Here is a 15,047-nt window from a genome sequence, read left to right as displayed (position 1 = left end):
AGACGTACATCCAAAAACTGTGCCCGCGTCTCGCCGTTCCGGTGGCCCCTGTGCGGGGAGCTCCCGCGCCCGGTCAGAAGGTCTTGCGGTCTCCGCCTTCCTCCTCCGTGCCGGGCTCCTGGTCCGCGTCCGGGCCCGGGCCGATGCGGATCTCGAATTCGCCGGCGTACTTCTCGTGGCCCGCGATCACCGCGCTCTCCACCGCCTCCTCGGCGAGCTCACCGCGGACGATCAGCGGGTCCTGGCGCAGGTCGCGCATGAGGGACAGGCACATGCCCACCATGACCAGGACGAACGGCGCCGCCGCCAGGATCGTCAGGTTCTGCAGGCCGGCCAGTGCATCGCCCTTGCCGTCTCCGACCAGTAGCATCACGGCCGCCACAGCGCCGGTCACCACGCCCCAGAAGATGACGACGAACCGGGCCGGTTCGAAGGTGCCCCGCTGGGAGAGCGTGCCCATCACGATCGACGCGGCGTCGGCACCGGAAACGAAGAAGATGCCTACCAGGATCATCACCAGCAGGCTCATCGCGCTGGCGATGGGGAACTCCTGGAGCACGCCGAAGAGCTGGCCCTCGGGCGTCGCTTCCTCCCCGAGCTGTCCGCGCTCCTGGAGCTTCATCGCCGTACCGCCGAAGATGGCGAACCAGACCAGGCTGACGGTGCTGGGGACCAGGATCACGCCTCCGACGAACTGACGGATCGTACGTCCACGGCTGATGCGGGCGATGAACATGCCGACGAAGGGCGTCCAGGAGATCCACCAGGCCCAGTAGAAGACCGTCCAGCTGCTCAGCCAGTCGGAGACTTCGCCGCCACCGGTCGCCGCTTCAGTACGGCCGGCCAGTTGCGGAATTTCGTCGATGTAGGCCGCGACCGAGGTGGGCAGCAGGTCGAGGACGAGGATGGTCGGTCCCGCGATGAAGACGAAGATCGCGAGGACTACGGCCAGGACCATGTTGGTGTTCGACAGCCACTGGATGCCCTTCTCGACGCCGGAGACCGCCGAGAAGACGAATGCGACGGTCAGGACTCCGATGATGGAGACGAGCAGGCCGGTGCCTGCCTTCTCCATCCAGTCCAACTCCCGGAATCCGCTGCCGATCTGGAGCGTGCCGAGGCCGAGGGAGGTGGCTGAACCGAAGAGCGTGGCGAAGATGGCCAGGATGTCGATGAACCGGCCGGGCGCTCCGTCGGCGCGCTTCTTGCCGATGAGCGGTTCGAAGACGGCGCTGATCGTCTGCCGCCTGCGGCGGCGGAACGTGCTGTACGCGATGGCGAGACCGACCACCGCGTAGATCGCCCAGGGGTGGAGGGTCCAGTGGAAGAGGGTGGTGGCCATGGCCGTTTGCATGGCGTCCGCCGAGTCGGCCGGGTCGGTCCCCGGCGGCGGTGTGACGTAGTGCGCCAGCGGTTCGCTGACCCCGTAGAACATCAGGCCGATGCCCATGCCCGCACTGAACATCATCGCGACCCAGGAGACGGTACGGAACTCCGGTCCCTCGTGCTCCTGGCCGAGCGGGATCCTGCCGTAGCGGCTGATGGCGAGCCAGAGAGCGAAGACGACAAATCCGGAGGCGGCCAGGACGAACGCCCAGCCGCCGTTGTGGATGAGGCCGCTCAGCATCCTGTCGGAGACGGTCTCCAGCGCCTCGGTGAAGACGGAGCCCCAGAGCACGAACGCGAGGGTGAGAACGGCCGTCACACCGAACACCACCCGGTCGGTCCGGGGCGTCTCGTCCTCGTGCGGGTGGCGGCCCGGGAGGGCCGCCCTCACCGGCAGCCGCAGCCGTTGACCCGGTTTCTGTTCGTCGTGCGACACAAGCGGCACCTTTCGGAAATTCGCGGAGCCTGATTTCGCTCTCCCGTACCCCCTACCACATGTGTTGCACGTCGCCTCTGTCTAACAGGTGGTGTCGGGCCGCCCGGTGGTGAGGTGGTACGCCGCCCTCTCGTCGAGCAGCAGGGCCGCCAGGTCGCGCTGGGACTGCCGGAGCGGTACGTACGCACCCTCGGCGCGCGGGTGGGAGACGACGCCGTGCAGCGCCAGTTCGTCCTCCACGTCCGCGTACTGAGCCGAGGAAAGGTAGTAGCCACAGGGCGGGTCCTGGATGACTTCGGTGGGCTCCGGCGGGTCGTTGTCTGCGCCGCCGAGGTAGACGGGGCCTCTGTCCGCGAAGCCCGTCAGACGTGCCTGTGTGGTTGCCCGCTTGATGCTGCCTCTCCGTTCGTCCGCGAAGCCGAAAGCCCCGCGGAGGGCCGTGAGTTGGGATTCTGCTCGGCGTCTGTTGTTGAGGCCGGGTCTTTCTTCTCTGCTGGTGTGAGTGGGTCTACTCGGGTTTCCACCAGCAGGCCCACTGAGTGCTTGACGCCCGCCGTGTTGCGCAGGATCCGCTCCTGGCCGTCGCCCGCGACCTGCTTGAGCGGCTCGCCCGTCACCGGGTCGGTCCAGATGCCGTAGACGCCACTGCTGAATCCGGCGTCCTCGGCGCCGGGACGTACGTACGACTCGGAGAGGGTGTGCGCCTCCGCGTGCACCCGGTTGTCCGTGTTCAGGTTGCGGGGCCAGAGGGCCAGCAGGTCCTTGTCGTAGTACGGCGAGGTGCCGCCGTACTCGTGCAGGTCGTAGATGATTTCGGGCTTGTGGTCACGGATCACGGCAGCCGTCGCCCGGGCCTCTGCGGTCTTCAGCGCGATGTGGTCGCGGTTGATGTCCACGCCGTCGGAGTTGGTACGGGTATTGGCGGCGCGGCCGTCGGGATTGGCGGTGGGGACGACGAGGACCGTGGTGCGGGCGAGGAAGTCGAGGGTCTCTTTGTCCTTGGCGTACGCAAGGTCTCGGACGGTGGTCAGGCAGGCTTCGCGTCCTGACGGCTCGTCACCGTGCTGCGAGCAGATCAGCAGCATGGTGGTGGACGTGCGGTGCGTTCCGATCTGTACGAGCTGGAGCGGGCGGCCTTGTGCGGTGGTCCCTATGGCGGACATCGCGACGCGACTGCTGTCGCGGTCCACCGCTGACAGGAAGTCCTGCTCCTCCGGCTGGGTGGTCCAGCGCGCGCCGTTGGTCGTTTCGAAGCCGGTACGGGGCGGGGCCGATGCCGCCTGGGCGGGCGCCGCGACGACGGGTGCGGCCAGGGCCGCGGCGGCGAAGCCGATGACGAGCGCGCGTGTACGGGTGCGCATCAGCGGGTGCCTCCCGGGATCGGACGGATCGCGCGCGGCTCGGCCACACCGTCGAGGCGGGCGTCTGACGGTGCGGAGTAGCGCGAACCTGCGGTGGCGCGTGCGAAGGCCTCCGGGCCGCCGACTACGGGCAACTGCGCGCCCGTACGGGAGAGGTCGATGCCGAGTGTCGGAGTGGTGGACGGAGGCTCGATGAGGCCCGCGTCCGTGCCGCCGACGATCAGGGCGAGCCGGTGGCCCGCGGGGACGACGTGGTCGCTCGCGGCGAGGTCGAGGGTGATCGTGTACTGCTTGCCGGGTGTGAGCGGGCGGCCCTTGGCCGGGTCGGCGTACGTGCCGAGGTCGGCCCAGCCACGGCTGAAGACGGTGTAGTCGACGTTCGCGGTACGGGCCTTGGTCTCCTTGAAGCAGGAGCTGTCACCCGTGGTGCTCGCACCCCAGCAGGTGCGCTCGGGGAGGGTGCTGATGCCTTCGCCCGAGGCCTCGTAGTCGCGGATCGTGTCGGGGCCCAGGTCGACGAGGACGGCCGAGAGATGCGCGGTCGATGTCGAGGGGGTCGCGGTGATGGTCACCTCGGAGGAGCCGGACAGGCGCAGGTCGCGGGTGAGCGGCTTGGTGGTGAATCCGGCCTTCGACGGTGTGGACTTGTCGATCTGCGCGGCCCAGTCGCTCTCGCTCAGGTTCGGGTCGTCCGTGAAGGTTTCGGTGGTGCCGGGCGCGGCCGGCTTCAGCGACAGCGTGCCGACGCCGGGCGCCGTTCCCTTGCCGGGGCGCAGGCTGGTGGCGTCGGTCGAGCGGGGCGGCCATACCTGGTCGGTGGACCACTGGTCGGGGGCGCGCTCGATGTCGGCCATCGGCTCGCGGTCGATGCCGTTGTCGTAGCCGAGGAGTTCATGGTCGAACCACCGGTGCAGGGTCTTCACCCAGTCGCCTCGGCGGAAATCGAAGGGGTCGACGTGGCCGGTCTGCGAGAGCCAGATCTTGCGGTCCACGCCGGCGGCGGCGAGGGCGTCCCACCACTGGCCGAAGTGCTTGGTGCGGACGTTGAGGTCCTGCATGCCGTGTACGACGAAGACGCTGGCCTCGACGTCGTCCGTGTCCGGTACGTAGTCGCGCTCGGCCCACAGGCGGGTGAAGTCGCCGTTGCGCGGGGCCTCGTCGACCAGGCGTTTCTGTACGGCCTGGCAGCGGGTGCGGGCTTCCGGGCTCTCGACGTAACCGGAGAGCCAGTCGGGGCCGCTGTCGAAGAGCGGGGCGCCCTGGGAGAAGTAATAGTCGTACCAGGAGGAGATGGCGCCGATCGGGACGATGGTCTTGAGGCCCTCGACGCCGGTCGCCGCGACGCCGTTGGCGATGGTGCCGTCGTAGCTCTTGCCGATCATGCCGGTGTTTCCGGTGGACCAGCCGGCCTTCGCGCGCTGGGCGCCGGTGCGGGTGGTGTACGCCTTGCCGCGGCCGTTCAGCCAGTCGACGACCGCCTTGGCGGACTGGATGTCGGAGCGGCCGCCCACGTCGACACAGCCGTCGGAGCGGTTGGTTCCGGCGAGATCCACGGCGACGAAGGCGTAGCCGCGCGGCACGAAGTAGTTGTCGTAGTAGAGCGGGAACTGGACCGGGTTGCCGTTCGCGTCGTACGTCTTCTTCTGGCTCTCGTTGCCCCGGCCGCAGCAGGAGTAGTAGGGGCTGGCGTCCATGACGACCGGGATCTTCCGGCCCTGCTGGGCCGGTTCCCTGGGCCGGACGATGTCGACGGCGACCCGGTCGGTCTTCCCGTCCGCGTCGCCGTCGATTCTGGTGTCCACCCATACGGCTTCGCGGATCGCGTTGTCGTAGGAGTAGACGGGTCTGCTCTCCGTCGGACCGGCCTGGGCGCCCGCCGGGGTCAGCAGGACCGCTGTCAGGGCGGCCGTAACCGCCGGTATGAGCCTTCGCCACTTCATGCGGGATCCCCGCGCAGTTATCGGCATGGGGCGGAAGGTACCCCGGTCAACTCCCGTGCAAAAGAGGGCAGGAGTGGGCTCACCGGGAACCGCGTATCGGCCGGATGTCAGTCGTGTGACAGGAGTGACTGTGGACATGACTGGTGGCACAGAGGCTGAATAGGCTTCGAACCGATCCTTCGGACTGACCACTTGGAGCATCCGTGCACCGCAGACTCATCGCCCCGAGCGTGCTGACGGCCTCACTTGTGCTGGCGATCCCGGCATCGGCCGCAACCTTCTCGCCGGGCGCCCCGGGCATCGGCGACGCCTACTACCCGGCCAGCGGCAACGGCGGATACGACGTATCCCATTACGACCTCCGCCTGAAGTACCAGCCCAAGACCGACCTGCTGGAGGGCACGGCGACGATCCTCGCCACCGCCACGCAGGACCTCTCGCGCTTCAATCTCGACTTCGGACTGGGCGTCAGCGAGGTGCGCGTCAACGGAGCGAGGGCGAAGTTCGTCAAGGAGGGTCACCAGGAGCTGGTCGTCACCCCGGCGTCGCCGCTGGCGAAGGGAAAGGCGGCCTCGGTCGTCGTCCGTTACGCCGGCAAGCCCTCCGAGCTCAGCATCGGCGGCTACACGGCGTGGCACCGCACCCCGGACGGCGGTGTCGCCGCCCAGGAGCCCGACTCGGCCGTGTGGTGGTTCCCGAGCAACGACCACCCGCTGGACAAGGCGACGTACGACGTCTCCGTCTCGGTGCCCGACGGCACCCAGGCCATCAGCAACGGCGTACTCCAGTCGCAGAGCTCGAGGCTCGGCTGGACCCGCTACAACTGGCGCTCGAACAAGCCGCAGGCGAGCTATCTCGCCACGCTCGCGGTCGGCAAGTTCGACATCACCACGGACAAGACCGCCGACGGGCTGCCGGTCCTCAACGCGTACAGCCAGGACCTCGGTGACCAGGCGGGCGCGGCGCGCGCGAGCATCGAGCGGACCACCGAGGTCGCCGAGTATCTGACCGAGATCTTCGGCCCGTACCCCTTCAACGCGCTCGGCGGCTACGTCCCGAACGTGAAGAGCGGCTACGCGCTGGAGACGCAGACCCGGCCGTTCTACAGCCCGCGCCAGTTCGCGCACGGGTCCAACGTCTCGGTCGTCGTGCATGAGCTGGCCCACCAGTGGTACGGCGACAGCGTCTCCGTCAAGGGCTGGAAGGACATCTGGATCAACGAAGGCTTCGCCCGCTACAGCCAGTGGCTGTGGTCGGAGAAGGAGGGCGAGGGCACCACGCAGGAGCTCGCCGACTACGTCTATCAGACGCGTGCCGCCGACGATGCTTTCTGGACGGTCAAGCCGGGCGACCCGGGGCCGGACAAGCAGTTCGACATCGCCGTGTACGACCGTGGCGCGCTCGCCGTGCAGGCACTGCGCAACGAGGTCGGCGACGAGGACTTCTTCAAGATCCTCAAGGGCTGGACAGCCAAGTTCGCCTACGGCAACGCCGACGTGGGCGACTTCGTGCAGTACGCCGAGAGCGTTTCGGGCAAGCCGCTCGCCGGGCTCTTCGACACCTGGCTGTACGAGCCGTCGAAGCCCGGCGCCCCGGCCGCGGCCGAGTCCCGGATCGCGCGCTCGGACGCCGGTGCCGAGCCGGCACAGCCGAAGTCGTGGAAGAAGATCGCCGCGACGAACACCATCCACAAGCACGGTCACGACCACTGACAGCGGTACGCCGCGCCGCCGCTCCTGAGAGGGGCGGCGGCGCGGCCGATATCCTCCCTCCCTGCGGCTCTGTCCCCGTTGGAGCCGCCCCGAGGAGCCGAGGAGCGCCCGCCTTGCCCGAGCAGTCCGCCGAGTCCCGCCCCACTCTGGAAACCGTCGCGGCCCGCGCCGGTGTCTCCCGGGCCACGGCCTCCCGGGTCGTCAACGGCGGTGAGGGCGTGCGGCAGGCGCTGGCCGACCGGGTGCGGCAGGCGGTCGAGGAGCTGGGATACGTTCCGAACCACGCCGCGCGATCCCTCGTCACGCGGCGCAACGGCGCGGTCGCCGTGATCATCGCCGAGCCCGAGTTCAGGATCTTCTCGGATCCCTTCTTCGAGCAGCAGGTGCGCGGCATCAGCAGAGAACTGACGGCGTTCGACTCCCAGTTGGTGCTGCTGTGGGCCGAGGGGCCCGGCGACTACGACCGCATCTCCCGCTATCTCGGCGGCGGGCACGTCGACGGTGCGCTCGCCTTCTCGCTGCACAACGACGACGAACTGCCCGCCGTCATAGACCGGGTGAAGGTCCCGACCGTCTTCGGCGGCCGCCCCGGCTGGGCCGGAGCCGGTACGGGCGTCCCGTACGTGGACTGCGACAACCGGGGCGGCGCCCGTACCGCCGTACGCCATCTCGCCGCCCTCGGCCGCAGACACATCGCGCACATCGCGGGCCCCCGCGACCAGACCTCCGCGATCGACCGCGCCGACGGCTACCGCGACGTACTGTTCGACGCCGACCCGGCCCTGACCGCGCAGGGCGACTTCACCGTGGACAGCGGTGCCCGTGCCATGGCGGAGCTGCTGGAGCGCAGACCGGACCTGGATGCCGTGTTCGCCGCCAACGACCTGATGGCAACGGGCGCGCTGCGCGTCTTGCAGGAGGCGGGGCGGCGGGTGCCGGACGAGGTCGCGCTCGTCGGGTTCGACGACATGGTGCCGCTCTCCGAGTCCGTGACTCCGCCGCTCACGACGGTGCGTCAGGACATCGAGGGGATGGGGCGGTTGATGGTCAGGCTGCTCATGAAGGTGCTGAGCGAGGGCAGCCGGGAAGCGGGCGCCCGCGCCTCGGTGATCATGCCGACCGAGCTGGTGCGGCGGGCCTCGGCCTGACGCCGGGGCCCGCCGCGCCGAAGCGTGCTCGGGTCACTGGTAGGGGATCACCAGCACCGAATCGCCGGTGCCGGTGCGCAGCTTGGACGTGCCGTTGCCGATCGCGCTCCACACTTCGAGGCGTACGGTGCCGCCCTTGAGGTCCCCGAGTGCGCCGGTCGCCGACTTGAGGCCGCGGGCCTGGGTGTACTCCTCCCAGCCCGCCACCGGGTCGGTCGCGAAGTACTGGTAGGTCTCCGTCCGGTCGTAGGTGCCGTCGCCCGTCAGGTCGTAACTGACCCGGGCCTGCTGCCCGAGGCCGACCGTCGTGCCCGCGTCGACCTGGAGGCGGAAGGCCGTCGGCGTACCGGACTTCAGCGTGCCGTTGACCCCCTTGGCCACGTATGTCAGGGGCTGGTGCGGGGTGCCGTCGTGGTTGGCGCCGCCCGCTGAGGCGATCGTGTCGGTGGCGGCGGTGGTTCCTGTGGCGGTGGTGAGGGCGCCGCCGGTCCGCAGCTGGAAGGCATTGCCGGTGGGCGGTTCAGGATCGGGGCCGGGGTCCGGGTCGCCACCTCCGGGGCCGGTGCCCGTCGCGGTCGAGCGGGCGGGCACGTCGAGCTTCTTGCCGTCCGAGAAGGTCACGGTGCGGGCGGTGGCGCCGTGGTTGTGGGCGGCGTACGTCCGTACCGTGCCCTTGGTGAAGACGGCGGACGTCGGGATGTCACCGCTCACCGTAGCGTCCGGGGCCCCGAGCGTGTCGAGCGTGCTGATCCAGTGGTAGGTGTGCGCCTTGGACTCGCCCTGCTCGGGGGTGTACGAGCCGTGGCCCGCATCCCACTTGGCCTTGGCGACGGCCGGGTCGGCGATCGACTGGAACTCCCAGAGGATGTCGCGCCATTCGACGGCCGGGCCGCCGTTCTCGCGTTCCATCTCGGCGATGTTGCGCCGGATGGCGGCCTTCTCGCCGCCCAGGTGCAGCGAACCGCCCGTCACGGGGAGGACGTTGATGCCGTGGATCTCCTCGGGGTTGGCCGTCCACCAGGTGGCGTACGCCGCGCCGCTGCCCCACACCATGCCGGCCGTGTCGTGACCGAAGGAGGACGGGTAGACCTGCTGATCGGCGTCGAACCAGTACTGGGCGATCGCCTCGGACTCGGTGGTCAGGAGGTACGTGCCGAGGTCGCGCAGTGCGGTGTCCCCGGTCGCCGAGCCCCAGAGCACAAGACCCGCGCTGAGGTTGGTGGACTCAGACGACGATTCCTGGTTGTTGCCGGCCGCGAAGCCCTGGTGGCCCGACGCCCAGCTGTGTCCGGCGTACACGTCGAAGCCGCGCAGGAAGGGGAACGCGGTGTCGGTGCGGCTGGGGTTGGCGGCGTCCCGTACGAGTGTCTTGACCATGCCGCCCCATGCGGAGTCGGCGGCCCAGGCCTGGTCGTACTGGGCGACGATCGCGGCCGCGTAGACGTAGTAGCTGTAGTGGAAGTGGTGGTCGTTGAGTTCGGTGTCGCTGCCGTACGACGCGGGGTAGCCGGTCAGCGTCTTCCAGGTCTTGTCGTACGAGAACTCATTCGCCCCGCCCGCCGTGAACCAGTCCTGGAGGCGGCCCTTCATCAGGCCGAGAAGCTTGTCGCGGATGGCCGTCTCACCGATCTGGTCGGCGACAGGCACGAGCTGGGCGAGGCGGCCGAGCGCCTTGCCCGTCCAGTAGGTGTCGGTGGCGCCGGAGAACGGGTCGGCGGCGTTCGCGGCCTCGTCGAGATAGCCCTTGAGCCGTGCCCTGTCGACGCCGCTCGACTTCGGCAGTCCCGGCAGCACGCCCGAGGCCCGCTGACTGGTGGTGAAGGAGGTCCCCTCGCGGACCTTCATGGTGCCGCGCGGCGAGACGTACGTGTAGGCGGTGAGCGGGTCGGAGGTGTTCAGCCACTGGTGGCGGTAGAGGGCCTGGAGCGTGCCTGTTTCGCTGCCCTCCTTGGCCTCGGTGGTGAGGGTGTACGTCGCCCTGACCGTGCCGCCGGTGGAGCTCCAGCTCGCCTTGGAACCGGTGACGAAGCTGTACGCGTACTTCTTGTACGTCGCGAGTGCGCCGGTGGAGGGCAGTACGGCGAGCGAGAAGTAGTCCTTGGCGCCGAGGCCCGCGGTGACGGTGGACCCGGAGACGTTCCAGTCGCTGCCGCCGGGCGCGAAGAGGGCGTAGTGGTGGCCCGCGACGGTGATGCCCAGGACGTTGCCCTGGTCGGCGAAGACGGTGGGCGCGGCGGCCGTGGTGATCCGGGCGCTGCCGCCCGAGCCCTTGGCGTACACGAAGGGCAGGCCGTGGCCGATGGTGGTGCGCAGGGTGCGGGCGCCGTCGGACCAGTACGGGGTGACGGTCCAGTCGGACCAGTCGTCGGCCTTGGTGTCCGGGGAGTTGAGGCCGGTCAGGCCGAGGGTGAGGTCGCGCTTGTGGGCGTACTCGTACTGCCTGCCCTCGCCGACGACGGCGGGGGTGGTCGGGTAGCCGACTTCGAGGCCGGCGGCGGTGGCCTGGTAGGTGAGCGGGTGCCCGTACATGGGTGTGGAGTGCGGGTTGTCGCCGTATCGCTGGAAGGCGAGGGAGGACCACCAGTCGTTGGTGGGGAGTGGTTTGTCCTTGGCGGCCGGTGTGAGCTTGGGGGTGACGGGGGCGCCGGTGTTGGTGGTGGGGCCGGATGTTCCGGCGGGCCGTACGTCGGAGTAACTGCCCGATCCGACGGGGACGGTGGCGGCCGCCGCCGGAGCGGCGGCGGAACCGAGGCCGAGTGCGGCCAGGGCCAGGGCCGATACGACGATCAGTGCGGAGGCGGATCTGAAGTGGGGAGCCGGCATGGACAGCACCTCGGAATCATGGGGGAAGGGCGTCCGAGAGCGCTCTCAGATGTCATGGAACGTAAAACTCCTGAATTGGAAGTGTCAACACATATGACAGAGACGGCAGTTGGGGCCGCATCGGGCCGCCGCGCGTTCGAGTGTTGACGGCGTGACGCATTCGGGAGCATGCTCTGAGCGAATTACTGAGAGCGCTCTCAGTTGCTGTGTGCGGCGGCCTGTGCGGCCCTGAGCCGCGCCCGGTGCCGGGTCCTGGCCTCGCGCGCCAGTGGCAGATAGCGCAGCCGCTCGGGCAGCAGCGGCACCACGGTCCGCACGACGCGGCTGAACCGGCGCAGCCTGCGCTCCTGCGCGTCGCTCCACGGCAGACCGATCGCTTCGCGAGCGTCCGGCGGCATGTAGCCGACGGTGACGAAGGCCCGGAAGCGGGCGAACGGCGGGAGGAGGACCGGCCACAGGGCGCGCAGCAGCAGCCGCACCGGCAGCGGGCCCCGGTCGGGGGCGGGCACCGGCTTGTCGGCAGCGATCAGCTCACGCACCACCACGGTCGCTTCGAGCTCGTCGGCGAGCACCTTGCGGTAGTACGGCCAGAACTCCTCCAGGGTCTGCGGCATGTCCCGGTCGCTTATGCCGAGGATCCGGCCGACCTGGAGCCACTCGGCGTACAGCTGCCGCTCCTGCGCCTCGGTCAGCGCCCGGCCGAGGTAGCGCATCGAGTGCTGGTAACAGGGGAAGCCGGTGGCGTGCACCCAGGAGTAGTAGGCCGGGTTCAGCGCGTGGTAGCGGCGGCCGTGGGCGTCGGTGCCCTGGATGGTCCTGTGCAGCTGCCGGAGCCTGCGGCCTTCCTCGGCGGCCGCTTCTCCGCCGTACACCCACAGCTGCACGGAGTGCAGCGAACGCTCTCCGCGGCCCCATGGGTCCGTACGGAAGACGGAGTGCTCGTCGACTCCCGCGCCCACGGCGGGGTGCGCGACCTGCATGGTCAGTGCGGCGGGCAGCATCAGCAGCGCCCGCACGTCACCGGCGAGCGACCACAGGACGCCGCCGGGCGGGGGCGGGGCGGGGTCCTGCCGGTCAGGTCCGCTGGCCTTCATGCTGCGGCTCCCAGGGGTCGGCGGGCACGTGGGTCCGTGCCGGGCTTGTGCGTATTCCAGTATGCGATCGCCAGGGTGCCTGCGATGCGCAGGGGTGGTGGTACGAGCGCCGTCAGGACGCGGACGAGGCGTACGAAGCGGCGCAGGGCGCGCTCCTGCCTCCCGGTCCAGGTCAGCCCGAGGCGCTCGCGCAGGACGGGTGGCAGGGTGCCGATGGTGACCAGCAGCGCGTAGTGCGCGGCGACGGCGGCGAAGGGGCGCCAGAGGAGTGCCGGGATCCAGCGGGCCGGCGGCTTCTGGGGGCGGCGCAGCTCGTCGAGTACGTCAAGGACGGACCGGTTGAGTTCCAGGGTGTCGCGGACCATGGCGTCGTAATACGCGCAGAAGGCGGCCCAGTCGGGCGGAAGATGGTGGTCCTTGAGCCCCCAGACGCGGCCGACGTCGCGCATCTCCTGGTAGTACGCCTCGGTCTCGGCCCCGCTCAGGCCCTTGCCGAAGATCCGGTGCCCGTCGTGTCCGCCGCGTACGAGCGTGGCGTGCACCCAGTGGTACGCGGCGGGATGGAGCGCGTGGTAGCGGCGGCCCCGGTCGTCGGTGCCCTTCATCGCGCTGTGTACGCCGATGAGCCGCTCGGCCTCTGCGGTGGCGGCGGCCTGGCCTCCGTAGACGACCGTGCCGAGCGAGGACACGGTGCGCCAGAGGCGCTGCCAGGGTTCGGCCCGGAAATCGGAGTGCTGCTGGACGCCGGCGCCGACGACGGGGTGGGCGACCTGGAGGAGGAGCAGCTGGGGCGAGATCAGGAAGTTGCGGATGTCCCCGAAGTACCGCCAGGCGGGGCCGCCTCGGCGCGGGGCCCGTACCTCGGATGTCCCGGAAGTCATGGGGGCTCCCTTCTTTGAATCCGTGTCAGCAGTGTTGACGGGGCTCGTGAAACAAGTCAATAGTCTTTGTAACTTTGACTCTCCGGAAGAGAGGAACCGTCAAATGGCTGGTGTCGAACGGGAGTTGAGCCCGAAAGGGCGTACGCACTGGAGGAGAACGGCAGTGATGTTCGTGCCCGGCGTCGTCGCGGTCGGCGCGGTGGTCATCGCGCTCGCACAGGGCGCGATGGCCGCCTCCTTCGCGGTCTCCGGCAAGAACTTCAAGGTGTCGGCCGAGGAGATAACCGGCCAGGGGATATCGAGCTTCCCCTCGTCCATCGGCAGCAAGGACGGCAAGGGGCACGCGGTGCTGCTCGCCGGGATCAAGAGCGGCACGGCAAAGGGCGTCTGCCTGTCGATGAAACAGGACCTGCCGATGGTGGGCGAGGTTTCGCTGATCGTCAGGTCCGGCGGCGACAAGCCGGTCAAGGGCGAGAACCTCGTCGTCAACGCGGACGCGCTCACCACGGCGGGCGGCCGCGTCACCGGCGTACAGGCCGGGCGGGACGCGTCGACGCTGGACGCGGCGCCCGGGGTGAACGGTCCGCCTGGACTCTTCGGCGTACAGGCGTCGACGGCGGTCGCGCGGAACGTGAAGAGCACCGCATGGGCCTCCAACGGCGGCTCCCTGACCCTCGACAAGGTCGAGATCGAGATCGGCCACGACGGCAGAGAGTGCTACTGAGGGGGCCGGGCTGTGATCACGCTGATACTCGGCTTCGGCGCCGAACTGGCGAAGGAGACCGCCACATGGCTCGACCGGCTCTTACCCGCGCCACGGCTGCGCGCGAGGGCCCGGTCCTGGCGCAGGCGGCGGCCGTTCTGGGCGGGGCTGTGGACGGCACTCGCCGGCCTGGAAATGATCTTCCTGCCACTGGCCCCGCTGCCGCTGATGCTCAAGGTGGGGGTCGGGGCGATGTCCGCGCTGGGGGTGGGCCTGGTGCTGATCGCGGGCGGACTGTTCTTCGTCTTCGCGCCGGCGCAGCGGATGTTCGTGTCGGTGATGACGGCGATCGCGTCACTGGTCTCGCTGGCTACGACGAATCTTGGCGGATTCGGGATCGGGGTGGGCCTGGGCCTGCTCGGCTCCTCCATGGCCTTCGGCTGGCTGCCGGGGGCGCCGGAGGTGCCGGGTTCGGGACGCGGGTGGGTACGGTCCGATGCTGCGGCCGGCATGGGGAGGCGGTCGCCACGCACGGCCGGCGGGGACAGCGAGGTGCCCGGCGCACCGGAGTGCGACGGGTCACCCGCTCGGGGCGGCCGTCGGGGGCGGACTGGGTCGCAGCCGTTCGTTCCCGCCGCCTGGGGTGTCGAGGGCCGTGACCCAAAAGGCCGTGAGAGTCGCGCCGTGCGTCGGTCCTCTGCCGTACCGGGCGTACCGGGCGGGGACTGCGCGGCTCTCGTACGGCGGCTTCTCGCGGTGCCGCTCGCGCTGACCCTCGCCGTGGGGGTCCTCGGCGTGTCCCCCGGGCGGAGCGGCGCCGCCGAGCGGTGTGGGGAGCCTGAGCGGGAGGTGCTGCCCCGGCCGCCTGCCGAGTGCCCCGAGGCGGCCGGGCATACCGAGGAAGAGCCGCAGGCTTCGGGCGACGGCGGGAACGTCACTCTGCCCTGTCTCACCGGCGTCGACACCGGCGGCCGCGACAATCCCCCCGCCGCGGGCGACCCGCCGTCCCGGCAGACCGCCGAGCCCGGCAAGGTCGGCCGGCCCGGGGATCTGAGCGCGCTCAAGCCGCCGCTGGTGGTCGGCAAGCAGCCGGGGCCGGGCCGGGCGACGTACCCCGTCAGCCCGTACCACCCCGAGGTCGGCGCGACGCGCCTGGACGCGTACGACGCCGTCATCCACGGCGCGACGTATCTGCCGACCATCGGCGGCGGCCGCGTCAAAGTGCTGTGGGTGCACGCCGAGCGGCTCGTCGCGAAGGACTACCACTTCGAAGTCACCGGCCCCGACGGCACGCCGCAGACCATCGATGTCCAGCTCGACATCCGCAATGTCGACGTGTACGCGACCGAGCTGACCGGCTCGATCGAGATTCCGTTCCTGAAAGTGAACACCCCGCGCATCTGCATCGGCGCCGACGTCGTCCCGGCCAATCTGCCCGTCGCCGTGCAACTCCCTCGCCTGACCGTCGAGTCGGTCGAGGCGGGGCAGGTCCTCGTCGATGCCGCAGACGTCCGCTTCTCGGGACTGACCACCCGTACCTCGAATTGAGTGAAGGAGTCTCGC

At 69.8% G+C, this 15,047-nt stretch carries 9 protein-coding genes and 1 pseudogene; 4 read left to right on the top strand and 6 right to left on the bottom strand.

All coding sequences use genetic code 11. The annotated features are described in order from the left end of the window. Positions 1-73 precede the first annotated feature (73 nt). From PXH83_RS28140 to PXH83_RS28130, 3 genes and pseudogenes are all read right to left on the bottom strand, one after another. Positions 74-1,822, bottom strand: a complete 1,749-nt coding sequence (locus PXH83_RS28140) for a BCCT family transporter (protein ID WP_420803261.1) — start codon at positions 1,820-1,822, stop codon at positions 74-76. A gap of 81 nt (positions 1,823-1,903) precedes the next feature. After that, positions 1,904-3,183 (bottom strand): annotated as a pseudogene (locus PXH83_RS28135) (M14 family metallopeptidase). Then, on the bottom strand, positions 3,183-5,123 hold the full coding sequence (locus PXH83_RS28130; protein ID WP_420803260.1) for a Xaa-Pro dipeptidyl-peptidase: 1,941 nt from the start codon (positions 5,121-5,123) through the stop codon (positions 3,183-3,185). Before PXH83_RS28130 ends, PXH83_RS28135 begins: the two are co-directional and overlap by 1 nt. A 203-nt stretch (positions 5,124-5,326) precedes the next feature. Between PXH83_RS28130 and PXH83_RS28125 the strand changes: the two genes are divergently transcribed. Further along, the gene (locus PXH83_RS28125) at positions 5,327-6,835 is read left to right on the top strand and encodes a M1 family metallopeptidase (RefSeq protein ID WP_274564091.1); all 1,509 of its coding nucleotides are present in this window, start codon (positions 5,327-5,329) and stop codon (positions 6,833-6,835) included. A gap of 113 nt (positions 6,836-6,948) precedes the next feature. Further along, positions 6,949-7,983 carry a LacI family DNA-binding transcriptional regulator gene (locus tag PXH83_RS28120; protein ID WP_274564090.1) on the top strand — a complete coding sequence of 345 codons (1,035 nt, stop codon included), beginning with the start codon at positions 6,949-6,951 and terminating at the stop codon, positions 7,981-7,983. Positions 7,984-8,016: 33 nt separating this feature from the next. Here the strand turns inward: PXH83_RS28120 and PXH83_RS28115 are convergent, their stop codons facing one another. From PXH83_RS28115 to PXH83_RS28105, 3 genes are all read right to left on the bottom strand, one after another. Then, the gene (locus PXH83_RS28115; RefSeq protein ID WP_274564089.1) at positions 8,017-10,806 is read right to left on the bottom strand and encodes a glycosyl hydrolase; all 2,790 of its coding nucleotides are present in this window, start codon (positions 10,804-10,806) and stop codon (positions 8,017-8,019) included. 197 nt (positions 10,807-11,003) lie between these two features. Further along, positions 11,004-11,900, bottom strand: coding sequence for an oxygenase MpaB family protein (locus PXH83_RS28110; RefSeq protein ID WP_274564088.1), 897 nt, complete (start codon positions 11,898-11,900; stop codon positions 11,004-11,006). After that, positions 11,897-12,781, bottom strand: coding sequence for an oxygenase MpaB family protein (locus PXH83_RS28105; protein ID WP_274564086.1), 885 nt, complete (start codon positions 12,779-12,781; stop codon positions 11,897-11,899). Before PXH83_RS28105 ends, PXH83_RS28110 begins: the two co-directional genes overlap by 4 nt. A gap of 166 nt (positions 12,782-12,947) precedes the next feature. Here PXH83_RS28105 and PXH83_RS28100 point away from each other — a divergent pair, with 166 nt between their 5' ends. Then, the gene (locus tag PXH83_RS28100) at positions 12,948-13,505 is read left to right on the top strand and encodes a DUF6230 family protein (RefSeq protein WP_274564085.1); all 558 of its coding nucleotides are present in this window, start codon (positions 12,948-12,950) and stop codon (positions 13,503-13,505) included. 12 nt (positions 13,506-13,517) lie between these two features. Beyond that, the gene (locus PXH83_RS28095) at positions 13,518-15,032 is read left to right on the top strand and encodes a DUF6114 domain-containing protein (RefSeq protein WP_274564084.1); all 1,515 of its coding nucleotides are present in this window, start codon (positions 13,518-13,520) and stop codon (positions 15,030-15,032) included. Positions 15,033-15,047 lie beyond the last annotated feature (15 nt).

Origin of the sequence: Streptomyces spiramyceticus, from assembly GCF_028807635.1 — a bacterium.
Lineage (GTDB): Bacteria > Actinomycetota > Actinomycetes > Streptomycetales > Streptomycetaceae > Streptomyces > Streptomyces spiramyceticus.
This window is presented reverse-complemented; position numbering and strand designations above follow the sequence as displayed.

Coding starts and splice junctions, on each gene's coding strand:
- PXH83_RS28130 (WP_420803260.1), bottom strand. CDS start 5,123: ATGAAGTGGCGAAGGCTCATACCGGCGGTTACGGCCGCCCTGACAGCG.
- PXH83_RS28115 (WP_274564089.1), bottom strand. CDS start 10,806: ATGCCGGCTCCCCACTTCAGATCCGCCTCCGCACTGATCGTCGTATCG.
- PXH83_RS28110 (WP_274564088.1), bottom strand. CDS start 11,900: ATGAAGGCCAGCGGACCTGACCGGCAGGACCCCGCCCCGCCCCCGCCC.
- PXH83_RS28105 (WP_274564086.1), bottom strand. CDS start 12,781: ATGACTTCCGGGACATCCGAGGTACGGGCCCCGCGCCGAGGCGGCCCC.
- PXH83_RS28100 (WP_274564085.1), top strand. CDS start 12,948: ATGTTCGTGCCCGGCGTCGTCGCGGTCGGCGCGGTGGTCATCGCGCTC.